The organism is Variovorax paradoxus B4, from assembly GCF_000463015.1.
Taxonomy (GTDB): Bacteria; Pseudomonadota; Gammaproteobacteria; order Burkholderiales; family Burkholderiaceae_C; genus Variovorax; species Variovorax paradoxus_E.
In genome coordinates, this window is record NC_022234.1 from 246,531 (window position 1) to 271,045 (window position 24,515).

Below are 24,515 nucleotides of genomic sequence, written 5' to 3' on the forward strand. Positions count from 1 at the left end.
GTCTTTCAGGCGTGTTGGGGTTCGAGGCGGAAGTCGTAGTGCGCGGACCAGTAGGGCGTCTCGAGCGGCCTGCCGTCCGGCGCGCGGCCCGGCGGGTGGGACTCGAAGTCCACGATCAGCCGCGGCCGCACGCCGAACACGGCGTCGGACTCGATGTACGGGCTGCCCGCCACGAACAGGTGCGTGGTCACGGGCACGTGGCCCGGCGCCGAGACCATCATGTGGATGTGCCCGGGGCGGTTCGGATGGCGGCCCATGGCCTCCAGCATGCGGCCCACGGGGCCGTCGACCGGGATCGGATAGAAGCTCGGGCGGATCGACCAGAACCAGTAGCGGCCTTCGTGGTCGGTGCGGATGCGCCCGCGCGCCTGCATCGCGGCGCCTTCGACCTGCATGTCGTACACGCCCTCGCCGTCGCCCGACCAGATGTCGAGCAGCGCGCCCTCGAGCGGCTGGCCGTGGGTATCGGTGACGCGGCCGCTGTAGAAGGTCGGCTCGCCGCGGGCGCCCTGGGCCACGTCGGCGCCCAGCGGCAGGTCGGGCGCGCCCTCCCAGTAGAAGGGGCCCTGCACGGTGGCGTGCGTGGCTTCGGTGAGCTCGGTGGCTTCGGTGGCTTCGTTCGCGGCCCGGCCGCGCTTGCCCGCGGCGGCGCGCAGCTGGTCCAGGATCACGACCATCATCGAGGCGCCCAGCGTGTCCGACAGCAGGATGAACTCCTGGCGCTTGTCGGTGCAGGTCTGGCCCACGGCCGTCAGGAACTCGATGCCCTGCATCCATTCGTCGGGCTTCAGGTCCACGTCGCGGATGAAGGCATGCAGGTGCGTGATCAGCGACTGCATGAGCTGCAGGAAGCGCGCGTCGTGCGTTCCCTCCAGGCTCTGCAGCACGGTCTGCGTCAGCTCGCTTTCGTTCGATGGGGTCATGGTTCTCTTGTCTCCTGGCTCGTTCTGTCTTGGAAGGCTGCGCCGGGGTCAGCGCCCGGCAGTGGGCGGCTGCCCCAGGCGCTGGCGGATCGGATCGACGATGGCCGCGTTGTCGGCGCCGAGCATGGGCGGCGCCGTAACTTCCAGCGCGCGCTCGCCGTCGAAGCTCACGGGAGAGCGGATGGTGTGCCACTCGCCGCCCTCGGGGTGCGGCGCGCTCACCTGCAGCTGCAGATGCCGCGCCTGCGGGTCTTCCATGGCCTCGCGGGTGTCGTACATGGGCGCGTGCGGCACGTCCTCGGCCTCGAGCCGCGCGCACCACGCCGCGCGGGTCTGCTGGCGGAACAGCCCGCCGAGCAGCGCGATCAGGTCTTCCTGGTGGGCAATGCGCGACTCGCGCGAGGCGAAGCGCGGGTCCGCGAACAGGCGAGGGCGCTCGATGGCATTGGCCAGGCCCTGCCAGAACTTCTCGGGCGAGGACATGTGCAGCGCGATCCACAGGCCGTCCGCGCACTCCAGCACGTAGGACTGCGAGACGCTGGGCCGGCTGAACGGACCCATGACCTCGCTCTCGGAAAAGAAGTGCGTGAACGCGTCGAGGTTGAAGTGGCACATGGCCTCCAGCATCGACACCTCGACCGCGCGCCCGCGGCCGGTGCGGCCCCGGTCGACCAGCGCGCCGAGCACGCCGTAGGCGGCGTAGAAGCCGGTCATGGCGTCGGCGAGTGCGGGGCCGACCACGCGCGGGTTGGCCGGATTCACGAGCAGCTTGAGGAAGGCGCTGGCGGCCTGCGCCACCGTGTCGTAGGCGGGGCGCGCGGCGGCGGGGCCGGTCTGTCCGAAACCGCTGATGGCGCAATACACGAGCCGTGGATTGAGCGCCCGCAGCCTGGCCTCGCCGGCGCCCAGCCGCTCGGCCGCACCGGGGCGGAAGTTCTGGATGTAGACGTCGGCGTCCTTGACCAGCTCGTCGAACACGGCCGCATCCTCGGGCAGCTTCGGGTTGAGCGTGACGCTGCGCTTGTTGCGGTTGTAGGTCTGGAAGTGCGGGCTGTAGAGGCCGCCGCGAAAGGCGCGGAACGGGTCGCCCGCGCCGGGCTGCTCGATCTTGACCACCTCGGCACCCAGGTCCGCAAGGAACATGCCGGCGGCCGGCCCGGTGATGAACGTGCCTTGTTCCAGCACCTTGATGCCGCTGAGGACTTTTTGCACCGGGAGGTCTCCTGTCGTTGTTGTCGGGGGTTGGAGAAACTTTAGGTTGCATCCACGAATTCCGAAAATGATTGTTTTCCATCGTTAGCATCGATGCGATCGATCATTGCTCCAGAGGAAAGCCATGGAACTCCGTCACCTGCGCTACTTCATCGCCCTGTCCGGCTCGCTGAACTTCACGCGCGCGGCCGAGCGCCTGCACGTGACACAGTCGACGCTGTCGCACCAGATCAAGCAGCTCGAGGAAGAGATCGGCGTTGCGCTGTTCGACCGCATCGGCAAGCGCGTGAGCCTGACCGATGCCGGCGACGAGTTCCTGCACTACTGCACCAAGGCCCTGCATGAGATCGACCTGGGGCTGGGCGCGCTGCGCCAGGACAGCTCCGACGTGACGGGCGAGTTGCGCGTCGGCTCCACGCACACCTTCAACCTCGGGTTCATCCCCGATTGCATCGCGAGCTTCCAGGGGCGGCATCCGCGCGTGAAGGTGGTGGTCGAGGAGCTGTCGGCCGACCAGATTGCCGCGCGCCTGCAGCAGGGCACGCTGGACCTTGGCATCGCCTACCGGCCGGGCGTGCCCGGGCCGCTGCAGTTCGAGCCGCTCTATAACGAGGAGATGGTGCTGGTGGTGGCCAGGAAGCATGCGCTCGCGCGGCGCAAGCGCGTGCGCATGGTGGAGCTGCATCGCCTGCCGATGGTGCTGCTGCCGGCCAGCTTCGCCACGCGCCAGATGCTGGACGAGTGCTTCCGCTCCTGCGGCGCGCAGCCGCACGTGGTGGCGGAGATCAACACGCTGGCGCCGATGATGGATCTGGTCGCCAAGACGCAGCTCGCCTCCATCGTGGCTGCGAACGTGGTCAACCCGCTCTCGGGGCTCGTGGTCATCCGGCTGGAAAGTCCCACGCCCGTGCGCACGCCCGGCATGCTGTGGTCGCCGGTGGCGCGCGACGCGGCGGCCACGCGCGCGTTCTCGACCATCGTGCGCAAGCTGGCGCTGCGCAGCAGCCTGCAAGGCGCGGCACGCTGACGACCTGGCTGGGATAACTGCGCATTCGTGGCGCTCTGGTAGAAAGTGGCCATGACCGTCTCGCTCGCGGCTTCCCTCATCGAACTTGCGCTCGGATCGGAACTCGGAGGCTCTGGCGATGCCGAGCGCAATCGCTGCACGCTCGAGGGCGTGAGCTGGCAATCCATGCCGGACGGTGCGATCGAACTCCGGGTCCGAGGTCAAACCCGAGGCCGAGTCGGGACCATCGAGACATACGGGAGTCCAGATCCTATTTCACCCCATTGCTCAATGCCTGTGCGGCGCTGCGCGAAAGCGACCGGAGGTGCGCATCGATCGAGGCAGCGACAGGCGCGAACTCTGCATTGCTCAGTCGCTTGAAGTCCCGGGGTTCGGGGAAATTGTCCAGTTGCCGGACACGGCGCGCCTGCATGGTCCGCATCGGTTCATAGGCCATGAGGTCCATCGGAGGATCCATGATGAAGACCTTTGCCTCGACGGCGGGCACTGCGAAGTACCTCGTCATTCCCAGCATGCTGCGCGTGAAAAGACCCGAGTTCGCCATGTAGCTCTCGGCGCAAGGGCCGCCGGTGCACTCGAGCCGCGCGAGCGTTCGTTTCCCTTCGACCAGGACGACCGCCGAGATCTGCTCTTCCCGGAGCTTTCGGGCCGCCCACTCCTGCTTGGGGTTCGCGATCCAGCGCCCATCCGCTGAAACAGCCAGGGCGTCGACGGTGCTCGTTGCAAAGCTCGAGAGCCTCACGACCTGAAAGCCCGCCTTTTCGAGGTCCGACGCGAAGACCTCGTAGGCTCTGGAGGTGGGCGTCCAGGGAAAGGGATAGTTCGTCGAGAAGTTGTTGAAGACGGTGGTACCCACGTGCAGGTGCTGCGCCGGCGAAGGCATGTAGACCAGCACCCCGACCTTGGCGCCTTTCGCGAGCTTGCCCGTATTGGGCGCAACCGGTGGCGCCGTGGCGGCACATCCGGCCAGTACGATCGCAATGACGAAGGCAAGCAGTCGGCTGCGCATGGTTCTCTTCTCCTCTTGTATGTATGGCTGGCACGGTGGATTGTGCCCTTGCACGGGTTTTTCAGGGCTCGCGGCCCAAGGCCTTGTGCAGCTTCGCCGCAAGCTGCTGCGCATGCAGCGCGGAGCCGACATTGGTGAAACCCATCAGCAGCCCTTCGTCGCGGAAACGCGCCGTGCCCCGCACGGACAGCGGCTGGCAGTTCAGTCCGGCGAGTTGCGCGCGGCGGGCCAGCGCCTCGTCGCCTTCGCGCCGCCGGCCGAAGCGCGCGATCAAGTGCATGCCGCCAGCCTGCAGGTCGATGCGCACGTCCTCGCCAAAGGCCTTCAGCAGCGCGGCCGCGAGCATGTGGCGGCGGCGCGCATAGAGCAGCCGCATCTTCTTGAGGTGGCGCGAGAAGTGGCCTTCCCGAATGAAATCGGCAACCACTGCCTGCGTGATCTGCGGACATCCGTTGGACCACGTCCGCGCGGCCTCGCCGAAGGCGTCGCGCAGCGACTCGGGCACCACCACGTAGCCCAGCGCCAACCCGGGGTACAGCACCTTCGAGAAGCTGCCGGCGTAGAGCACGCGGTCGTGGCGGTCGAGGCTCTTGAGCGCGGGCAGCGGTGGGCCGGCATAGCGGTATTCGCCGTCGTAGTCGTCCTCGACGATCCAGGCCTTTGCCTGCGAGGCCCAGTCGAGCAGCTGCAGCCGGCGCGCGAGCGACATCGAGACACCCAGCGGCGCCTGGTGCGAGGGCGTGACGACGGCCATCCTCGCCTTCGCCGCCTTGCGCACGCCGCGCGCAACGACCAGGCCTTCTTCATCCACCGGCACGGGCACCGTGCGCTGGCCGGCGCTGCGCAGCACCTCCCGTGTCGGCGGATAGCCGGGGTCTTCCACCCACACGCGCTCGTCCCTGTCGAGCAGCGTGTGCGAGATGAGCGCGAGCGATGCGCGGTACCCGCCAGTCACGAAGACCTGCGACGGATGGCACGAGACGCCGCGCGACACCCGCAGGTAGGTGGCAATGGCCGTGCGCAGCAGCGAATGGCCGGAGGGATCGCCATAGAACATGTCGGCCGCGGTCGTCGCCCTGGCGCGGCGCGCAGCCAGGCGCGCCCAGAGCTTGCGCGGGAAGGCATCGAGCGCCGGAATGCCCAGCTGCAGGGGCGGGGGTGGGGCGGCTTCGGCGAGTGCAGGGTCGAAGGCCCGCGTCTCGGCCCGCTGGGGCGTGCGGCGCGCCGACCGCGGGGAAGGGAGTGAGGGCGAGACCACCGTGCCCGCCTGGCCCTGCGGCGAGAAATAGCCTTCGCCCGCAAGCTGGTTGTAGGCCGTCTCGACGGTGCCGCGCGCCACGCCCAGTTCGCTGGCCAGGCTGCGTGCGGAGGCCACGCGGTCGCCCGGATGCAGCAGGCCCTGCTCGATGGCCGTTCTGAAGCGCTCGTAGATCTGCCGGTGCAGCGGCGTGGACGTTGCGCGGTCGATCTTCAGGAGGGCCGCGGGAGATTTTTTTTTCTTGGATCATGGCCCATTCATTTTGACGAATCTTGGCTCTTTGGGATGGGGCATCAAAAACCTAAGCTTTGCACAGCCAGTAGAAAAAGGACGCGCGATGAGCGAGAAAATATTCGTGGCGGGTGCGGCCGGTGCCGTCGGCAGCGCGCTCGTGCCCTTGTTGGTCGACGCAGGCTACGCCGTGTACGGCAGCACCCGGCGCGCCGAGCGCGCGCATGTGCTGGAAGCGCGCGGCGCGGTCCCTGTCGTCGTCGATGTGTTCGACGCCCAGGCGCTGCGGGCGGCGCTGATGCGCATCGCACCGGCGATCGTGATCCACCAGCTCACCGACCTGCCGCCGGACCTCGATCCCAAGCTGATGGCCGATGCCGCCCATCGCAACGCACGTGTGCGCACCGAGGGCACGCGCAACCTCGTCGCCGCGGCGCTGGCGGCCGGCAGCCGCCGGCTGGTGGCGCAGAGCATCGCCTGGGCCTATGCACCCGGGGCGACCCCGCATGCCGAAAAAGATCCGCTCGATCTCGCGGCCGAGGGCACCCGCGGCGTCAGCGTGGGCGGGGTGGCGGCGCTCGAGCGCAGCGTGCTGGGCGCGGCGGACCTCATGGGCACGGTGCTGCGCTACGGGCAGTTCCATGGTCCGGGCACCTCGAACGCCGAGCCCAGGGGCGCGTGTCCGGTCCATGTGGAGGCCGCGGCCTGGGCCGCGGTGCTGGCGCTGCGGCATGCGCAGGGCGGTGTCTTCAACATCGCCGAGGACAACCCCGAAGTCAGCAGCGAGAAGGCCAGACGCGAGCTGGGTTGGCATGCATCGCTGCGGCTGCGTCAGGGAGTTGCCTCGTGAAGGCGGCCCGGCTTCATCGCGGCCAACTCGGCGCCGGCATTGCGGCGCTCTCCCTGGCGCTGGCCGCCGGCTGGGCGCTGATGCCGCATGGCAACCGGCAGGAGGCGGCGCAATGGTTCGCCGACGTGTGCAGCAGCGTGGCCCGGCCGATGTTCTCGTCGGCCCCGGCGCCCGCGGGCTCGGGCGCCGATGCCAGGCCCGCGACCTCGGTCAAGGTGCTCTCGTGCGAGGCGCTGCCGAACGTGCCGGGCAAGTCGGTGACCACCGTGCTCGTCGACTTTCCGCCGCTGGCCTATTCGCCGGCCCATCGGCATCCGGGCTCGGTGACCGCGATCATTCTCGAAGGCACGATCCGCTCGCAGCTCGGCGGCGGACCGGTGGGCACCTACAGGAGCGGCGAGACCTTCTTCGAGCCGCCGCGCACGCTGCATCTCTTTGCGGAGAATCCCGATCCGGTGCGCCCTGCGAAACTGGTGGCGGTGTTCGTTGCCGACGAGAACTGCGGCCCGCTGGTGCTGCCGCCGGATGCCGATTGAGCGGGGGCCCGCCGAGGTGCAAACGGCCTCAGGTGTCCCTCGTCGTTCCGAAGCCGGGCAGCGTCCGAAGCACCGCCGTCATCGACTTTGCGGCAAGCGCCGGGACGTCTGCGGTGTCCACCCACTTGAACTGGTCCACCTCGGGCGTCATCACGCCTGAAGCGTGGTGAGGAAAGAAGCTCGTGCACTTGCACGCTGCAATGTCGCAGTCGCGCGTGTGCACGAAGGCGCGGAACAGGTGCAGGTCCTTGGCCGGACGGTAAGGCATGCGCCCGAGTTCCTCCATCGAATCCGCGGCCAGCGCGATGCCGGTCTCTTCCCGAACCTCGCGGATGGCCGCCTCGCGCGCCGACTCGCCTGCTTCTGCGCCGCCCTTGGGGATGTCCCAGTGCTTCTGGCCCGTCGCGTGCGCCATGAGAAGCTGGCCTTGCTCGTTGACGATGAGCACGCCATAGGAGATGGTTTTCATGGTCAGGCGATTGTCGCCAGACGGAGGCCGGCGTGCCACGACCGCTGCGCCCGTGCGTCAGATGTCGCCTGCTTGCGCCAGCAGCCATTCCCTGAAGACCTGCAGCGACTGCATCTGCGCGGACTCTTCCGGGTAGACGAGGTAGTAGCCCTTGGCGTAGCGCCATCTGCGGCGCGACAGCCGCCTGAGGCGCCCCGAAGCCATCATGTCGTCGCTCATGTAGGGCGGCAGCAGCGCCACGCCCATGCCGGCAACGGCGGCGTTGAGGGCCATGGACATGATGTCGTAGCGCGGCCCCTCGCGTCCTGCCTCGGCCGCGATGCCCTCGCGCGCGAACCATTCGTCCCATGCGCCGGGCAGGGTTTGATGGTGGATCAAGGCCGAGCGCGGCGTGTTCGCATCGACGGCCGCGCCGTGGGCGGCGATCCATGCGGGGGCCGCGTAAGGCGAGAGGATCAGCGGCAGCACGAACTCGCTGTGCAGGCCCGGACGCTGACCATCGCCGAACTCCAGCGATGCATCGACCGGCGTGGCGCTGAAATCCACCGGCCCCACGCGCGTGCCGAGGTTGAGCGTGATTTCTCCATGCTCGCGCGTGAACGCAGGCAGGCGCGGAATCAGCCAGTAGCTGCCGATCGACGCACCGACCGACAGCGACAGCTCGCCCCCCCGGCCCTTGAGCGCCATGACGTTGGCCGTGGCACGTTCCAGCCGCTGCAGCAGCGGCGCGACTTCGCCCAGGTAGTAGCGGCCCGCGTCCGTCAAGGCCAGGGCCTCGCGCCGCCGTGTGAAGAGCTTGACGCGAAGACGCTCTTCCAGCGTCTGGACCTGCCGGCTCACCGCACCTTGCGTGAGGCGCAGCTCCTGCGCGGCGGCGGTGAAGGAGCGCAGGCGCGCGCTGGCTTCCAGGCACATCAAGGACATCGTCGACGGAGCGCGGACGTGATGGTTCATGAGAAAAGAGCAAGTATGGTGCGTGCGCACGCTGATTCTGCCTCTGCGCACCGGCTACGTGCATGAGAAAAGCTCATGCTGAACCCATAAAACATGGCTTGTCCAACGAGGCTTGCAAACGGATCATGGCGTCACCGATCCTTCATTGCCGGAGTTCTGCCATGCGTCCACGTGCCTTGCTGTGTACTCTCGTCCTCGCCGCGGTGGCGGTGGTTTCGATGCCGGTCCTCGCGGCCTATCCCGACAAGGCGATCCGCCTGATCGTGCCCTCGGCCCCGGGTGGCGCGCCCGACGCGCTGATGCGCGCACTGGGCGCGCAGCTGTCGCAGCAGATGGGCGTGCCCATCGTGATCGACAACAAGCCCGGCGGCTCCTACACGATCGGCACCATGGACCTCGTGCATTCGGCGCCGGACGGCTACACGCTGGCCTACGGCAACATCGTCTCGCTGGCCACCAACCGGTCGCTGCTGCCCAACGTGCCGTACGACGTCGAGAAAGACCTGACGCTGGTCGCCAACACGCTGCGCCTGTCCAACCTGCTGATCGTCAACAACGACCTGCCGGTGAAGAGCGTGCCCGAGCTGATCGCCTATGCGAAGAAGAACCCGGGGAAGCTGGCCTTCGCATCCGACGGCAACGGCACCACCGCGCACCTGGGCGTCGAGCTCTTCAAGTCCATGACCGGCACTGACATGCTGCACGTGCCCTACAAGGCCGCGACGGCGGCCATCACCGACCTGATCGGCGGCGGCGTGCAGCTCATGATGGTCAACACGCCGGTGTCCGGCCCGCAGGCCCAGGCGGGCAAGGTGAGGGCGCTGGGCATCTCTTCCCGCCAGCGCTCGCCCACCTATCCGGACATCCCCACCATTGCCGAAGCCGGCGTGCCGGGTTTCGAGGTGGAGGCCTGGGGCGGCATCATCGGGCCGGCCCGCATGCCCAGGGAGGTGGTGGAACGGCTCAATGCCGAGATCCGTACCGCGCTGGCCAACCCGGCGTTGCGCGAGCGCTTCAGGCTGCTCGGTGCCGAGACCGATTTCGGAACCTCGGAGCAGTTCCTCGCACTCTCACGCCGCGAAACGCTCAAGTGGGCCAGGATCATCAAGGACTCGGGCGCGAAGATCGATTGAAAGCGCCAGCCCATTCCTCCCACGAACCCCGCTGACTCATGACTCCCTGGAAAGCCGCAAGGCCTGGCGATCACATCCACGCCATCGACACGCCCGCGCTCGTGCTCGACCTCGATGCATTCGAACGCAACCTCGCGCGCATGGCCGAGGCGCTGCGCGGCAGCGGCGTGCGCCTGCGCGCCCATGCCAAGTGCCACAAGACGCCGGAGATCGCCCTGCGCCAGGTGGCCCTGGGGGCAGTCGGCATCTGCTGCCAGAAGGTCAGCGAGGCGGCGGTGTTCGTGGCGGCCGGCATCGACGATGTACTGGTCACCAACCAGGTGATGGGCCAGGCCAAGCTGCGCCATCTGGCCGCGCTGGCCCGCCGCGCGCGCATGGGCGTGCTGGTCGACCACCCCGAGCAGGTGCAGGCGCTGGCCGCCGCGGCGCAGGCAGAGGGCGTGACGCTGGATGTCTATGTCGAGGTCAACGTCGGTGCCAACCGCTGCGGCGTGGCCCCCGGCGAAGAAGCCGTGCGGCTGGCGCAGCAGATCGCGGCCAGCCCGCCGCTGCGCTTCATGGGCCTGCACTGCTACCACGGCCCGGCCCAGCATCTGCGCGCGCCGCAGGACCGCGCCGCGGCCATCGCCGGAGCCGCGGAGGCCGCACGCGCGACCCGCGCGGCCATCGAGGCCTGCGGCATCGCCGTCGAGCGCGTGACGGGGGCGGGCACCGGCAGCTTCCTGCATGAGCGTGACTCCGGCGTCTTCAACGAGATCCAGGCCGGCTCCTACGTCTTCATGGACCGCGACTACGGCGACAACCAGCGCGGCGAGAACGACATCCCTTTCGAGCATGCCCTGTTCGTGCGCACCACCGTCATGAGCCGCGCCACGCCCGAGCGCGCCGTGGTCGACGCCGGCCTCAAGGCTTCCAGCGTGGATTCGGGCCTGCCCACCGTGTGGCAGCGCAGCGACTTGCGCTACCTGAAAGCCTCCGACGAGCACGGCGTGCTGGCCACGGCCGATGCCGCCGCGGTTGCCTTGGGCGACGCGCTGATGCTGGTGCCCGGCCATTGCGACCCCACCGTCAATCTCTACGACGACCTGGTCTGCGTGCGCGGCGAGCGGGTGGAGGCCCTGTGGCCGATCGCCGCGCGCGGCGCGCTGCTTTGACCCGTTTCAACCCAAGGTATCCGATGCAGGAAAAATTCGACCTTCTGATCCGCAACGCCAGCATCGTCGATGGCACCGGTGCGCCCCGCTTCACGGGCGACATCGGCATTCGCGGCGACCGCATCGCCCGCATCGGCGATCTGTCCGCCGCGCACGGCGAGGTGGAGATCGACCGGGCAGGGCGCATTGCGGCGCCCGGCTTCATCGACGCGCACACCCACGACGACCGCCTCATGCTGTCCGCTCCCGACATGGCGCCCAAGGTCAGCCAGGGCATCACCACCGTGATCGCGGGCAACTGCGGCATCTCGCTGGCCCCGATGCCGGGCGGCATCACGCAGCCGGTCACACCGCCGTTGAACCTGCTCGACGAGGAAGGCGGCTGGTTCTCCTTTCCCACGTTCGCCTCGTACATCGAGGAACTGCGCGCCAAGCCCGCGGCCACCAATTGCGCGCTGCTCGTCGGCCACACCACACTGCGCGTCGCGACGCTGGACGATCTGGGCCTGCCGGCCACCGGCGAGCAGATCGCCCGCATGCGCGCGCTGGTGCAGGAAGCGCTCGAGGCCGGCGCCATCGGCGTTTCCACCGGCCTCTACTACGAGCCCGCGGTCGCGGCGCCCACCGAGGAAGTGATCGAGACCTGCCGCCCGCTGAAGGCATTCAACGGCGTGTATTGCACCCACATGCGCAACGAGGCGGACCAGGTGATCGACTCGCTGGAGGAAAGCTTCCGCGTCGGCCGCGAGGTCGGCGTGCAGGTGGTGATCTCGCACATGAAGGTGGTGGGGCCGGCGAACCACGGCCGCTCGCAGGAGGCGCTGTCCTTCATCGAGCAGAACATGGCCACGCAGCCCATCTGCCTGGACTGCTACCCCTACACGGCCGGCTCGACCATCCTCTCGTCCGACCGCGCCGCGACCTCGTCGCGCGTGATCGTGAGCTGGTCGAAACCCATGCCAGAGCATGCGGGCCAGGACCTGGACGCGATCGCGAAAGAACTGGGTGTCAGCCAGGACGAAGCGATCCGCCAGCTCAGCCCCGCTGGCGGCATCTACTTCAGGCTGGACGAGGCCGACGTGCAGCGCATCCTGAAGTTCGACAACACCATGATCGGCTCCGACGGCCTGCCGCACGATGCGGCGCCCCATCCGCGGCTGTGGGGCAGCTTTCCGCGCGTGCTGGGGCACTACGGGCGCCTGCTCGGGCTGTTCCCGCTGGAAACCGCCATCTACAAGATGACCGGACTGACGGCGAAGAACTTCGGCCTGAAGGACCGCGGCGTGCTGAAGGAAGGCGCGTACGCCGACCTGGCGCTGTTCGACGCGGACACCGTGGACGAGGCCGCCACCTATGAAGCGCCCATGGCGCCGGCCCGCGGCATCGAGGCGGTGATCGTCAATGGCGCGATCGTGTGGCGCGACGGCGGGTCGACGGGCGCGCGGCCGGGGCGGGTGCTGGCGCGCGAGGTGTGAGGTTCGGGTGCCCCAGGTGATAGGCTGCGCAGTTGTGCCAACTCGGCAACGTCTCCAGTGAAGGGGGCGCCGGCCTTGCAGACGAGGTAACCGCTTGGACAGCCGCATCATCGTGTCGCTCGACTTCGCCACCGCTGCATCGGCAGCAGTCCTGGTGCGGCAATTGGGCGCCGAAGCGACGTTCTACAAGGTCGGCTTGCAGTTGCTGACCGCGGCCGGGCCTTCGGTCGTGCGCTCGCTCGTGGCGGGCGACAAGCGTGTGTTCCTGGACCTCAAGCTGCTGGAGATTCCGAGTTCGGTCGCGGCGGCGGTGTCCGCAGCGGGGCAGATCGGCGCCTCGATGGTGACGGTCCATGCCTTGGGCGGTTCGGCGGTGCTTCGGTCCGCGGTCGAGGCCGCGGGCCGCTTTCCTCACCTGAAGGTACTCGCGCTCACCGTCATCACCAGCATGGACGACGAAGCTCTGCACGAAGTGGGCGTGGGCTCGACGGTGACCGAACAGGTGCTGCGCCTTGCGCGGCTTGCTGCCGCTGCGGGATGCCACGGCGTCGTCGCCTCGCCGCTGGAAGCGCGGCTGCTTCGCGAGACCTTGCCGCCGGGCATGCTGATCGTCGCGCCCGGCATACAGCTGGCTGGTGACTTGGAGAAGAGCGACCATGCGCGCTTCACCACGGCGGCGCAGGCCATCGACGCGGGCGCGACGCATGTGGTGGTCGGCCGGCCGATCGCGCGTGCGCCGAATCCCGCGGAGGCCTTTGCGGCCATGCGTGCGGAGCTGTCGGCGCTGCGGTAACGACGCCAGCTTCGATGCGTGCTCAGGCCGCCTGCCGCCACGCGACAACCCCCGCCGTTCGCGCCCGCACCTCCGGCGACGCCAGGCAGGTGGCGACGGCCTCGTAACCCGACGCGCCGGGGCAGGGTGCGACCAGGCTCGGCGGGCTGTGGTTCGCGGGGCACAGGATGATCGCCTCGTCCGGCCCGACGGCCGCCAGGTCGAGGATCGCGCAGGAGCGCGTAAGCATGAAGATCGGCAGCGCGTCCGGTCCGCGGCGGCGCAGCCGGGCAATCAGCGCCTCCTGGGTGGCCTGGTCCAAGCCGTGTTCGATCAGGTCCACGACCACGGCATCGGGCCCTTCCGCTTCTAGCCCCGCCAGAAGTGCATTCAGCGCGTCCGATGGCGTCGCGCCGTCCTCCACGAGCCAGGCCAGGGCGCGATCGACCCGAGGCTCGGACGCATCGGCGCCGCACTCCGCCCGCCGGTCCAGGCCGAGCCAGGCCGCGTTGGGTAGCACCTCGGCAATGCGCTGCGCCAGCCGGGTCTTGCCGCTGCCGAGCGGCCCGACGATGTAGTTCAGCGACCGGATGTCGCGAAGCTCGAAGCGCTCCCCGCCCCAGGGCCACGGCAGGTCGAAGGCAAGGCGCACTTCGCTGGCGGGTGCCAGCAGGCCCGCGAGTTCGCCGATGCTCGGCGTCCGGCCTTGCGCAACGCCGCTTCGCAGGCCGCGGACCTTCTCGACGGTGTGCATGAGCTGGCGAAGCTGCGCCTCCAGCGCCGCCTGGTGCGCGGCCAGCGCCTGCTCCAGGCCTTCAGGGTTGCCTGCGAGCACCCGTGCCACCTGGGCCAGGCTGAAGCCGAGCGCGCGAAGCGCGACGATCTCGCCTGCGCGCGCCATCTCCGCCGGGCCGTAGGCCCGCCATCCCGCCGCGGTCCGGCCGGGCTCGACCAGGCCGCGCTGTTCGTACAGCCGCAGGGCCTTGGCCGAAACGCCCAGCCGGCTCGCGGCTTCGGAGGATTTCAGGTGCGGGGCGGGAGATCGCATGAAGTGTTCCTTTCGATGGATCTTCCCTTTTTAAAGGATGCCCCTGGGGCCGGGTCAAGCAGGAACGCTGAAAAGGCGCGATCGCCGCCTCAAAGCCCGCCCTGGCACAGGTACTTGGTGTGCATGTAGTCGTCGAGCCCGTGCACCGAGCCTTCGCGCCCGTAGCCCGATTCCTTCACGCCGCCGAAGGGCGCGGCCTCGGCGGCCAGCGCGCCTTCGTTGATGCCGACGATGCCGGATTCGAGTGCCTCGGCCACGCGCCAGATGCGGCGCACGTCGGTCGAGTAGAAGTAGGCGGCCAGGCCGAAGGGCGTGTCGTTGGCGGCCGCGATCACCTCGGCCTCGGTCTCGAAGCGCGTGACCGGCACCACGGGTCCGAAAGTCTCTTCGCAGCTGCAATCCATGCCTGCGTCGGCGTTCACGAGCACGGTCGGCGCGTAGTAGTTGGGGCCGTCGCAGCGCGCGGAGCGCAGCCGTTCGCCGCCCACCACGATGCGTGCGCCGCGGGCCACGGCGTTGCGCACGTGGCGCTCGATCTTGTCGACCGCGCGTGCGTTGATCATCGGGCCGATCTGCGAGTCGGGCTTCGTCGCCGGACCCACCTTGAGCGCGCCGACCCGCGCGGCCAGCTTCTCGACGAAGGCGTCGTGCACCCTGGCCTGCACGAACACGCGGTTCGGGGACACGCAGGTCTGGCCGCCGTTGCGGAACTTGGCGGCCATCAAACCCTCGACCGCGGCATCGACGTCGGCATCCTCGAACACGATGAAGGGCGCATTGCCGCCCAGTTCGAGCGACAGCTTCTTGAGCGTGTCGGCCGCGGCGCGTGCCAGGTGCTTGCCGACCGGCGTGGAGCCGGTGAAGCTGATCTTGCGCACCCGCGCATCGGCCAGCCACACGTCGACCACCTCGGGCGTGCGTTCGCGCGAAGCCGTGACGATGTTGAGCACGCCTGCGGGCACGCCGGCTTCCCGCGCGAGCCTGACGAGCGCGAGCGAGGTCAGCGGCGTGTCCTCGGCCGGCTTGCACACGACGGTGCAGCCCGCGGCCAGCGCGGGCGCGATCTTGCGCGCGATCATTGCGGCCGGAAAGTTCCACGGCGTGATAGCGGCGACCACGCCCACGGGTTCCTTCAGCGCGAGCATGCGGCGGCCGGTCACGGGGGCCGGAATCACGTCGCCGTTGGCGCGCGTGGCTTCTTCGCCGAACCATTCGACGTAGCTCGCTGCGTAGGCCACTTCGCCGCGGCCTTCGGCCAGTGGCTTGCCCTGTTCGCGCGAGATGAGGCGGGCCAGGTCTTCCTGGTGCGCGAGCATCAGGTCGTTCCAGCGCTTGAGAATCTGCGCGCGCTGCTTGGCCGGCACGGCACGCCAGGCGGGGAAGGCGGCATGTGCGGCATTCACTGCGGCGCGCGCATCGGCGGCGGTGCCGTCGGGCACGCTCGCGAAGACGCCGTCGGTGGCGGGGTCGGTCACGTCGAGGCGGCGGCCGTCGCTGGCTTCGCGCCAGTCGGCGCCGATGAGCTGTTGGCCGGGCAGCAGGTCCTGGCGTTCAAGTGTCAGTGTCATGGTCGATTCAGGGTTCGTTGAGTTCGGCAAGGAGGTCCCTTCCAGGAACACCGTGGAACCGGCTTTGCCGGGCCGCTGGTGTTGCCCCCGGAGAGGGGGGGCGTAGCGACACGAAGTGCGTGAAGCCTGGGGGTGAGTCAATTCGCCACGCGCTCGGCAATGGCCATTCCAATTTCGGTGGTCGAGGCCGTGCCGCCCAGGTCGCGCGTGCGCGGTCCGTCGCGCAGCACCGCCTCGATGGCGCCGAGGATGGCGTCGTGCGCGGCGCGGCCCGCGCCCTGGCCTTGCGTGAGGAAGTCCAGCATCAGCGCGCCCGACCAGATCATCGCGATCGGGTTGGCGATGTTCTGGCCGTAGATGTCGGGCGCCGAGCCGTGCACCGGCTCGAACAGCGAGGGAAACTTGCGCTCTGGGTTGAGGTTGGCCGAGGGCGCGAGGCCGATGGTGCCGGTGGTGGCCGGGCCGAGGTCGGAGAGGATGTCGCCGAACAGGTTGCTCGCCACCACCACGTCGAAGCGCATGGGCTGCAGCACGAAGCGCGCCGACAGGATGTCGATGTGCTGCTTGTCGACCGTCACCTCGGGGTGGTCGCGGCCGACGGCGTCGGCGCGGCCGTCCCACCACGGCATGCTGATCGCGATGCCGTTGCTCTTGGTGGCCACCGTGAGGTGTTTTCTCTTGCGCGACTGGGCGAGCTCGTAGGCGTACTTGAGCACGCGGTCGGTGCCATGGCGCGAGAACACCGATTCCTGGATCACGATCTCGCGCTCGGTACCTTCGTACATCACGCCGCCGAGCGAAGTGTATTCGCCCTCTGTGTTCTCGCGCACCACGAGGTAGTCGATGTCGCCGGGCTTGCGTCCGGCCAGCGGGCAGGGCACGCCCTCGAACAGGCGCACCGGGCGCAGGTTGATGTACTGGTCGAACTCGCGGCGGAACTTGAGCAGCGACCCCCAGAGCGAGACGTGGTCGGGCACGGTTTCGGGCCAGCCGACGGCGCCAAAATAGAGCGCGTCCACGCCGCGCAGCTGTTCCTTCCAGTCGTCCGGCATCATCTGGCCGTGCTGCGCGTGGTAGTCGCAGCTGGCCCAGTCGATGGTGCGGCAGTCGAGCTCAAAGCCGAAGCGCTCGGCGGCGGCCAGCACCACGCGCAGGCCCTCGGGCATCACTTCCTTGCCGATGCCGTCGCCGGCGATCAGCGCAATGCGGAATGTGGGGGTCATGCGAGTGCTTCCCTGGTTGGTGGCGTGGCTGCCGCGGCTGCTGCTGCGTGGTCCATGTCGTCGAGCCAGCCCTGGCGCAGCTCGGGCACGGAACGCGCCAGCAGGTCGTAGTAAGGATGGTGCGGCCCGCGTTCGTAGTCGGCGCGCGCCACCTGCGAGAGCTTGCGGCCGTGCTGCATCACCACGATCTCGTCGCACACCGAGCGCACCGTGTGCAGGTCGTGGCTGATGAAGAGATAGGACACACCCAGCTCGCGCCGCAGCTCGGCCATGAGGTCGAGCACCGCCGCGGCCACCACGGTGTCCAGCGCCGAGGTCACTTCGTCGCACAGGATGAGGTCGGGCTCGGCCGCCAGTGCGCGCGCCAGGTTCACGCGCTGCTTCTGCCCGCCCGAGAGCCCGCCCGGCAGGCGGTCGGCCACCGTGCGCGGCAGCTTCACGAGGTCGAGCAGGTCGAAGATGCGCTGCTTGAGCGACTCGCCGTGCAAGCCCTTGTAGAACTGCAGCGGCCGCGCCAGGATGCGCCAGATGGTCTGCGAAGGGTTCAGCGCCGTGTCGGCCATCTGGAAGACGATCTGGATGCGGCGCAGCTGCTCGCGCTCGCGCTGCTGCAGCGTGGGCGCGAGCGCTTGCCCGTCGAACCTGGCGCTGCCGTGGCAGGGCTTGAGCAGGCCGGCGACGGCCCGTGCCAGCGTGGTCTTGCCCGAGCCCGATTCGCCGATCACGCCGATGGCCTGGCCGCGGTAGAGCTTGAGGTTGATGTCCTCCAGGATGAGCTTGGCCGGCTGGCCCTTGGCATCCACCGCGCCGTAGCCGCACGAAAGCTGGTTCACGTGAAGCAGCAGCGCGGAATCCCCCGAGGCCTGGCCCGATGCGCGCACCGCGGGCCGCGCGGCCGCCAGCAGGCACTTGGTGTAGTCGTCGGCCGGGGCGGAAAGGATCTGCCCGGTGGCGTTGAGCTCGCTCATTCTGCCGTTGCGAAGCACCAGGATGTGATCGGCCATCTGGGCCACCACGGCCAGGTCGTGGCTCACGTACACGGCGGTGGCGCGGCGCTCGCGCACCACGCGGCGGAACGCGCGCAGCACCTCGATCTGCGTGGTCACGTCGAGCGCCGTGGTCGGCTCGTCGAGGATCACGAGCTCGGGGTCGCCGATCAGCGCCATGGCCGCCATCAGCCGTTGCAGCTGGCCGCCGGAGACCTGGTGCGGATAGCGCGCGCCGATGTTCTCCGGATCGGGCAGCGCCAGCTCGCGGAACAGCTGCACCGCCTTGGCCTCGGCCTCGGCCCGCTTGCACAGGCCGTGGATGACCGTGGGCTCGACCACCTGGTCCATGATCGTGCGCGACGGGTTGAAGGAGGCGGCCGCGCTCTGCGCGATGTAGGAGACCGTGCGGCCGCGCAGCCCGCGCTGCCGAGCCGCATCGAGTGCCAGCACGTCGGTGTCGCCGATCTGCACCCGGCCGGCCGAGATGCGGCAGCCGTTGCGTGCATAGCCCATCAGTGCCAGCGCGGTGGTGGTCTTGCCGGAACCCGATTCGCCGATCAGCGCCAGCACTTCGCCGGGCTGCACCGAGAAGCTCAGGTTGTCGACCAGCGTGTTCGCGCCCGCGCAGATGCTCAGGCCCTGGACATTGAGTGGTGCGCCCATCAGCGTGCTCCTCTTTCGCGCGCGGCACGGCCCGGCAGGTTGTCGATGACGAGGTTGACCGCGATGGTCAGGCTCGCGATGGCCAGCGCCGGCACGATCACCGAGGCGCCGCCCATGGCGAGCGCACCAATGTTCTCGCGCACCAGCGAGCCCCAGTCGGCCGCCGGCGGCTGGATGCCCAGGCCCAGGAAGCTCAGGCTCGCCAGCAGCAGCACGACATAGACGAAGCGCAGGCCCAGGTCGGCCAGCATCGGGCCCAGGATGTTGGGCAGGATCTCGCGCAGCATGATGTAGAGCGTGCCCTCGCCGCGTGTGCGCGCCACGGTCACGTAGTCGAGCGCGTTGATGTTGACGGCCAGCGAGCGCGCCATGCGGTAGGCGCCCGGCACGTAGATGATGGCCGCCGTGACCACCAGCATTGGCACCGAGGAGCCGAAGCCCGCCACCATGATGAGGGCGAACATCTTGCTCGGAATTGCCGTGAGCGTGTCCAGGCCGCGGCTGAGCACCGCGTCGATCCAGCGGCCGCTGGCGGCGGCCAGGAGCGCCAGCACGGTGCCGGTGCCGCTGGCCAGCAGCGTGGCCAGCAATGCCACGCCGACCGTGTAGCGCGCGCCCTCGATGATCAACGCCAGCATGTCGCGGCCAAGGTAATCGGTGCCCAGCCAGTGCTTTGCGCTGATCGGCGCGAAGACGTTCGAGGTGCCCATGGCCGCTGCGCTGTGCGAGAGCAGCCAGGGGCCGAGCAGCGTCGCGAGCAGCCAGAACAGCAGCACCGCGAGGCCAAGCAGGCCGGAGAAGCCGAAGCCGGCGAGCCAGCGCAGCGGACCGGGCCGGCGCTCTTGCGGCACTGGCGCCAGCAAGGCCGTGGCGCTCACGACCGGTGGAGAGGTGGACGTTTCCATGAAGCTTCCTTCAGCGGTGCCGCAGCCGCGGGTTGGCGAGAATGCCGCAGACGTCGGCCGTCGTCACCAGGATCAGGTAGGCGCAGCAAAAGATCATGGCGCAGGTCTGCACCAGCGGCATGTCGCGTTGCGACACGCCGTCGACCATCAGCTTGGCGATGCCCGGATAGTTGAAGATGGTCTCGACGATGATCACGCCGCCCAGCAGGTACGACAGGCTCAGCGCCACTGCGTTGGCAATCGGCCCCACCGCGTTGGGCAGCGCATGTGCCAGCACCATGCGCATCGGCGAGGCGCCTTTGAGGCGCACCATCTCGATGTAGGGCGCCTCCAGCTGGTCGATCACCGCGGCGCGCGTCATGCGCATCATCTGCGCGACGATCACGCAGCACAGCACCAGTACCGGCATGGCGAAGGCGCGCAGCAGCTGGCCCAGCGATTCGATGTCGTTGACGAAGGAGAGCGCCGGCAGCCATCGCAGCTGCACCGCGAACACCAGCACCGCCAGCGTGGCGACCAGGAACTCCGGCACCGACACCACGCCCACGGCCGTCGTCGAGGCGGCGCGGTCGAACCACGAGCCGCGCCACACCGCCGAGGCGATGCCCAGCGCTAGTGCGATCGGCACCGAGAAGAGGGCCGTGACCGCGGCGAGCAGCAGCGAGTTCGGCAGGCGGCTGGCAACGAGCTCGCCGACCGGCATCTGCGTGGTGCTCGAAGTGCCGAGATCGCCCTTCAGCAGCCCGCCAAGCCAGCGCGCATAGCGCCGCGGCGCCGGCACGTCCAGGCCCATCTGGGCGCGCAGCGCGGCCACGGCCTCGGGCGTGGCGTCCTGGCCGAGCTGCTCCTGTGCGGCATCGCCCGGCAGCACCGCGGTGATCGAGAACACGACCACCGAGACCGCCAGCAGCGAAACGAGCGCCAGCGCGATGCGCTGGGCCAGGAGTTTCAGGATGACATGGTTCATTTCGGTGCTCTCAGGGGTGGGGCGGGCGGCTGCGGGCGCATCATGTTTCCAGCCATACGTTCTCGGCGAAGTTGTAGCCCATGAGGCCGCCCAGCGGGATGGGCGACAGGCCCTTGAGCTTGGAGCTGTGGCCGTCGAGGCTCGAGAGGAACAGCGGAATGCCGATGCCGGCGTCCTGGTGGATCATGGTCTGCATGTCGGCATACATCTGCTTGCGCTTGGCCAGGTCGGTCTCGGCGCGCGAGGCCACGAGCAGCTGGTCGAACTTCTCGCTCTTCCAGCGCGACTCGTTCCATGCCGCACCCGACTGGAAGAACTGCGTCAGCAGCACGTCGGCGCTCGGGCGCGGGTTGACGTTGCCGAAGCCGACGTGGCTGTTGAGCCAGTGGTTCGACCAGTAGCCGTCGGCCGGCATGCGCTTGATGTCCAGCTCCAGCCCCGCGCGCTGCGCCGTCTGCTGCAGCAGCAGGGACATCTCCACCGAATAGAGCGCCGCGGGCGATGCCACCATTGGCACCTTGCCCGTGATGCCGGACTTCTGCAGGTGGAACTTCGCCTTGTCCAGGTCGAAGGGGCGCTGCGGCAGGCCGGCAAAGTAGAAGCGGTTGGTCGGGTCGATGGGCTGGTCGTTGGCGACCACCGCGTAGTCCAGCGCAATGGTCTTCTTCATCTGCTCGCGGTCGAACAGGTGCTTCATGGCGAGCACGAAGTCCGGGTTGGCGCCGGGGCCCACGTCCTTGCGCATCACGAGGTCGGAGTACTGGCCCGACTGGGTCACGAAGATGCCGAAGCCGGGCGTTCCCTTCACGCGCTCCACCGACCGCGGATTGACCGAGCCGACCAGGTCCATGCCGCCCGACAGCAGCGCGTTGACGCGCGCACTCTCGTCGCCGATACCCACGAACTCGATCTCGTCGAGATACGGCTTGCCGGGCTTCCAGTAGCCCTCGTTGCGCACGACCAGCGAGCGCACGCCGGGCTTGAACTCCTTGAGCTTGTAGGGCCCGGTGCCGATGCCGGCGTTGAAGTCGGTGGTGCCTTCCTTGACGATGTGGAAGTGGAAGGTGCCCAGGATCACCGGCAGGTCGGCATTCGGCGCGCTGAGCACGAAGGTCACCTCGTTGGGGCCGGTGGCCTTGGCGCTTTCGATCTGGTCGGCCAGCACCTTGGCCTTGGAGGCGACCGCCGGGTCCTTGTGGCGCATCACAGAGAACACCACGTCGGCCGGCGCGAGCGCCTTGCCGTCGTGGAAGACCACGCCCTTGCGCAAGGTGAAGACCCAGGTCTTGGCGTCCTTGGTGGTGAACGACTCAGCCAGCGCGGGCTGCGGCGTGAGGCTGCGGTCCAGCGTGGTCAGGCCGTTGTAGACCATGTTGCAGCGCGAGTAGTCTGTCTGGTTCGACTGCTTGGCCGGATCGAGCGTGTCGGTCGCCGCCGCGGTCGCGCCCGCCACCCGGATGCGGCCGCCGCGCCGCGGCGTCTGCGCATGCGCGGACACCGCCATGCCCGCCAGGCTGCTGGCGAGCGTGGCCTGCATGCCGCCGGCCATCAGCATTGCCAGGATGTCGCGCCGCGATGCGCCGCGTTTCAGCGAATCCATCACGCGAAGGCTTTCGCCGGGACCGACGAGGTTTTCGAACCTCTTGTTGCTACTGTCGCTCATGGTGGGGTACTCCTGTGGGCCGTTGACTGAAGGTTGAAGAACAAACGCGGGACGAAGACTGCGGACTCGCGGGGCGCTCAGGCCAGCTTGTCCTTGAGCGAGTAGTAAAGGCCGATCGCCGGCAGGAACCAGGGCGGGCCGAAGTGACCGGGGATGGCGGGCCAGTCGCGGCCCTGCCAGGGGTTGGCGCCGGCATCACCGTTCATCACGGCGGCCATGCGCTCGCCCATGTGGACCGACATCTGCGTGCCGTGGCCGCTGTAGCCCATGGCGTAGTAGAGGCCGTCGCGCTCCCCGGCGTGGGGCAAGCGGTCTTGCGTCATGTCGACCAGTCCGCCCCAGCAGTAGTCCAGCCGCACGGCGCCGAGCTGCGGGAAGGTTTCGGCCAGTCCGGCGCGCAGGATCTCGCCGCTCGCGGCATCCGACTGCGGGCTGGAGATGGCGAAGCGCGCGCGTCCGCCGAACACCAGCCGGTGGTCGGGCGTGAGCCGGAAGTAGTGGTGGATGTTGGCCACCGTCGTGTAGGTGCGCCGGGCCGCGAGCAGCGCCTGCGCGCGCTCGGCGCCGAGCGGCTCTGTGACGACGATGAAGCTGCCGATCGGCACGATGCGCCGGCGCAGCCAGCCGAAGCTGCCGTAGCCGCCATGCCGCGTGGCACCGGTGGCCAGCAGCACCTGCTGCGCAGTGACGATGCCGCCGGCGGTGTGCAGCCGGTGCGCATGGCCCTGGCCCAGGCGCTCGATGCGGCTCACCATGGTGCCGGTGTGGATCTGTGCGCCATGCCGCTGCGCGGCCGCGGCCAGGCCCTGGGCGAAGCGGCCCATGTGCATCTGGCCGCTGCGCCTATAGAGCAGGCCGCCGTGGAAGCGCTCGCTCTGCACCTCGCTGCGCACTTGTGCTGCGTCGAGGATTTCGACATCGGTGTCCACGCCGTCTGCGACCAGGCGCTCGGCGCTGCGTTCGAGCGCGGCCATCTGGTTGGCGCGCGTGGCGAGCTTGAGCTTGCCGTGGCGCATGAAGTCGCAGTCGATGGCTTCGTCGCGCACCAGCCGCGCCACGGTGTCGACCGCGTCGTCGTAGGCGCGGTACCAGGCGCGGGCCTTGTCGATGCCGACCCTGGCGGCCACGTCGGCATAGTCCACCGCGAGCCCGTTGTTCACGTGCCCGCCGTTGCGGCCCGAGGCCTCGGCCGCTACGCGGCTGCCGGCCTCCAGCACCGCGACGCGGGCGCCGCGCTTGGCCAGCGCCAGCGCCGCCGACAGGCCGGTAAAGCCGCCGCCCACCACCGCAACGTCGATCTGCGCCGGCAGTGCATGCACTGCGGGAGCGAAGGCCGGCGCGGAATCGGTCCAATAGGAGTCGAGCTTCATGGCAGGGAGCGGTTGAATGCGTGAAAGAAAGGTCAGAGGCCGACGACGCCGGGCAGGCCGCCGATGTCCTGGATCTCGGTGTAGCGGTAGGCCGGATTGCCCGGGCCGTGGCCGCGGTTGACGAACACCTTGTTGGCGATGCCGATGTCGTCGGCCGACATCAGGTCGTAGCGCAGGCTGGACGACACGTGCAGCACGTCTTCGGGATTGCAGCCGAGCGAATCGAGCATGTATTCGAAGGCTTGCAGCCGCGGCTTGTAGGCCTGTGCCTGCTGCGCGGTGTAGACGCGGTGGAAGGGCGCGCCGAGCATGGCCACGTTCTTCTGGATTTGGTCGTCCGACGCGTTCGACAGGATGACCAGCGGGATTTCCTTGGCCACCTTGGCCAGGCCTGCGGCCACGTCGTCATGCGGGCCCCAGGTGGGCACTGCGTCGTAGTACGCCTGGCCGTCGCTGTCGAAATACTGGATCTTCCACTTCTTGCACAGGCGGCGCACCGCGTTCTTCAGCACCACCTCGTAGGGCTGCCAGGCGCCCAGCACTTCGTCGAAGCGGTAGGCGGTGAAATCGGTGACGAACTGCGCCATCTGCTGCGGCCGGATGCGGTCGGCGAAGAGGTCGGTGGTCAGCTCTTTCATGCGGAACCGCGTGAGGGTGCCGTAGCAGTCGAAGGTCACGTACTTGGGACGGAAGGTCATGGTCTCGAATCCTCTGTGAAGGGTGGCAAATGCGACAAACTCATTACGAAGCGATTGCAGCACGCCGTCGCTCGGCGCATGTAGGGAAAAACGGCGCCTGGCGAAACGAAGCTGCGGTTTGCGGGGGCGCCGACGGCATGCCGTGCGGCGTGCCCTGCGTGCGTGCGGCCATGCACCTTGGTGCGCCGTTGCGAAGCCCGCGGGCACGCTTTTGAAGCGCGGGCTGGCGTCGACGAGCCGGCGCACCGGTTCCTTGCCGATGGGTGTTTCGCGAATGGAAGGCGTGCATGGCGTGGGTCGTGGAAAGTGGCGGTCGATCCTATGCAGGTTGGCACAGCATTTGTGTGCGTATGCGGCCGCGCCGCCGCAGCGAATTGCGAAACCGGGGTGCGCTGCAACCGAAGCTTGCAAGTTTCGA

The 24,515-nt window shown here is 68.8% G+C and carries 22 protein-coding genes; 7 read left to right on the plus strand and 15 right to left on the minus strand.

The annotated features are described in order from the left end of the window. Nucleotides 1-5: 5 nt before the first annotated feature. Nucleotides 6-923, minus strand: coding sequence for a dioxygenase family protein (locus tag VAPA_RS28270; protein WP_021003635.1), 918 nt, complete (start codon nucleotides 921-923; stop codon nucleotides 6-8). Between the two features lie 48 nt (nucleotides 924-971). Then, nucleotides 972-2,135 carry a CaiB/BaiF CoA transferase family protein gene (locus VAPA_RS28275; RefSeq protein ID WP_021003636.1) on the minus strand — a complete coding sequence of 388 codons (1,164 nt, stop codon included), beginning with the start codon at nucleotides 2,133-2,135 and terminating at the stop codon, nucleotides 972-974. 124 nt (nucleotides 2,136-2,259) lie between these two features. Between VAPA_RS28275 and VAPA_RS28280 the strand changes: the two genes are divergently transcribed. Then, entirely contained in the window at nucleotides 2,260-3,162 is a 903-nt protein-coding gene (locus tag VAPA_RS28280; RefSeq protein WP_021003637.1) for a LysR substrate-binding domain-containing protein, read from the plus strand. A 250-nt stretch (nucleotides 3,163-3,412) separates the two neighbouring features. On the opposite strand, the gene VAPA_RS28285 is transcribed toward VAPA_RS28280, so the two are convergent. Continuing rightward, a complete protein-coding gene (locus VAPA_RS28285; protein ID WP_021003638.1) occupies nucleotides 3,413-4,171 on the minus strand; it encodes a hypothetical protein in 759 nt (252 codons plus the stop codon). A gap of 61 nt (nucleotides 4,172-4,232) precedes the next feature. Next, entirely contained in the window at nucleotides 4,233-5,645 is a 1,413-nt protein-coding gene (gene pdxR, locus VAPA_RS28290) for a MocR-like pyridoxine biosynthesis transcription factor PdxR (RefSeq protein WP_041946653.1), read from the minus strand. 121 nt (nucleotides 5,646-5,766) lie between these two features. Here pdxR and VAPA_RS28295 point away from each other — a divergent pair, with 121 nt between their 5' ends. Together VAPA_RS28295 and VAPA_RS28300 are read left to right on the plus strand one after the other, a co-directional pair. Further along, nucleotides 5,767-6,510, plus strand: a complete 744-nt coding sequence (locus tag VAPA_RS28295; protein WP_021003640.1) for an NAD-dependent epimerase/dehydratase family protein — start codon at nucleotides 5,767-5,769, stop codon at nucleotides 6,508-6,510. Next, on the plus strand, nucleotides 6,507-7,046 hold the full coding sequence (locus VAPA_RS28300) for a cupin domain-containing protein (protein WP_021003641.1): 540 nt from the start codon (nucleotides 6,507-6,509) through the stop codon (nucleotides 7,044-7,046). Before VAPA_RS28295 ends, VAPA_RS28300 begins: the two co-directional genes overlap by 4 nt. Before the next feature lie 28 nt (nucleotides 7,047-7,074). Here VAPA_RS28300 and VAPA_RS28305 read toward each other — a convergent pair whose 3' ends face one another. Further along, entirely contained in the window at nucleotides 7,075-7,515 is a 441-nt protein-coding gene (locus VAPA_RS28305) for an NUDIX hydrolase (RefSeq protein ID WP_021003642.1), read from the minus strand. Between the two features lie 57 nt (nucleotides 7,516-7,572). After that, nucleotides 7,573-8,469 (minus strand): LysR substrate-binding domain-containing protein, encoded by an 897-nt coding sequence (locus VAPA_RS28310; RefSeq protein ID WP_021003643.1) that lies wholly within the window; start codon nucleotides 8,467-8,469, stop codon nucleotides 7,573-7,575. 161 nt (nucleotides 8,470-8,630) lie between these two features. Between VAPA_RS28310 and VAPA_RS28315 the strand changes: the two genes are divergently transcribed. From VAPA_RS28315 to pyrF, 4 genes are all read left to right on the plus strand, one after another. Beyond that, nucleotides 8,631-9,602 (plus strand): Bug family tripartite tricarboxylate transporter substrate binding protein, encoded by a 972-nt coding sequence (locus VAPA_RS28315; protein WP_021003644.1) that lies wholly within the window; start codon nucleotides 8,631-8,633, stop codon nucleotides 9,600-9,602. 38 nt (nucleotides 9,603-9,640) lie between these two features. Beyond that, the gene (locus tag VAPA_RS28320; protein WP_021003645.1) at nucleotides 9,641-10,756 is read left to right on the plus strand and encodes a DSD1 family PLP-dependent enzyme; all 1,116 of its coding nucleotides are present in this window, start codon (nucleotides 9,641-9,643) and stop codon (nucleotides 10,754-10,756) included. 23 nt (nucleotides 10,757-10,779) lie between these two features. Continuing rightward, a complete protein-coding gene (locus tag VAPA_RS28325) occupies nucleotides 10,780-12,231 on the plus strand; it encodes an N-acyl-D-amino-acid deacylase family protein (RefSeq protein ID WP_021003646.1) in 1,452 nt (483 codons plus the stop codon). A gap of 94 nt (nucleotides 12,232-12,325) precedes the next feature. Further along, nucleotides 12,326-13,024: an orotidine-5'-phosphate decarboxylase gene (pyrF, locus tag VAPA_RS28330; protein ID WP_021003647.1), complete on the plus strand. Its 699-nt coding sequence runs from the start codon at nucleotides 12,326-12,328 to the stop codon at nucleotides 13,022-13,024. A 22-nt stretch (nucleotides 13,025-13,046) separates the two neighbouring features. Here pyrF and VAPA_RS28335 read toward each other — a convergent pair whose 3' ends face one another. The 9 genes from VAPA_RS28335 to VAPA_RS28375 form a co-directional block, all read right to left on the minus strand. Next, nucleotides 13,047-14,051 (minus strand): MerR family transcriptional regulator, encoded by a 1,005-nt coding sequence (locus VAPA_RS28335; RefSeq protein ID WP_021003648.1) that lies wholly within the window; start codon nucleotides 14,049-14,051, stop codon nucleotides 13,047-13,049. A gap of 89 nt (nucleotides 14,052-14,140) precedes the next feature. Then, a complete protein-coding gene (locus VAPA_RS28340; RefSeq protein ID WP_041946655.1) occupies nucleotides 14,141-15,619 on the minus strand; it encodes an NAD-dependent succinate-semialdehyde dehydrogenase in 1,479 nt (492 codons plus the stop codon). Nucleotides 15,620-15,756: 137 nt separating this feature from the next. After that, complete coding sequence (locus tag VAPA_RS28345; RefSeq protein WP_021003650.1) at nucleotides 15,757-16,842, minus strand: tartrate dehydrogenase; 1,086 nt, start codon at nucleotides 16,840-16,842, stop codon at nucleotides 15,757-15,759. Then, on the minus strand, nucleotides 16,839-18,494 hold the full coding sequence (locus tag VAPA_RS28350) for an ABC transporter ATP-binding protein (protein WP_021003651.1): 1,656 nt from the start codon (nucleotides 18,492-18,494) through the stop codon (nucleotides 16,839-16,841). Before VAPA_RS28350 ends, VAPA_RS28345 begins: the two co-directional genes overlap by 4 nt. Beyond that, entirely contained in the window at nucleotides 18,494-19,399 is a 906-nt protein-coding gene (locus VAPA_RS28355) for an ABC transporter permease (protein ID WP_021003652.1), read from the minus strand. Before VAPA_RS28355 ends, VAPA_RS28350 begins: the two co-directional genes overlap by 1 nt. A gap of 10 nt (nucleotides 19,400-19,409) precedes the next feature. Then, the gene (locus VAPA_RS28360) at nucleotides 19,410-20,366 is read right to left on the minus strand and encodes an ABC transporter permease (protein ID WP_021003653.1); all 957 of its coding nucleotides are present in this window, start codon (nucleotides 20,364-20,366) and stop codon (nucleotides 19,410-19,412) included. 40 nt (nucleotides 20,367-20,406) lie between these two features. Further along, nucleotides 20,407-22,029 (minus strand): ABC transporter substrate-binding protein, encoded by a 1,623-nt coding sequence (locus VAPA_RS28365; RefSeq protein ID WP_021003654.1) that lies wholly within the window; start codon nucleotides 22,027-22,029, stop codon nucleotides 20,407-20,409. 77 nt (nucleotides 22,030-22,106) lie between these two features. Next, entirely contained in the window at nucleotides 22,107-23,399 is a 1,293-nt protein-coding gene (locus VAPA_RS28370; RefSeq protein WP_021003655.1) for an NAD(P)/FAD-dependent oxidoreductase, read from the minus strand. Nucleotides 23,400-23,431: 32 nt separating this feature from the next. Further along, complete coding sequence (locus VAPA_RS28375) at nucleotides 23,432-24,097, minus strand: haloacid dehalogenase type II (protein ID WP_021003656.1); 666 nt, start codon at nucleotides 24,095-24,097, stop codon at nucleotides 23,432-23,434. Nucleotides 24,098-24,515 lie beyond the last annotated feature (418 nt).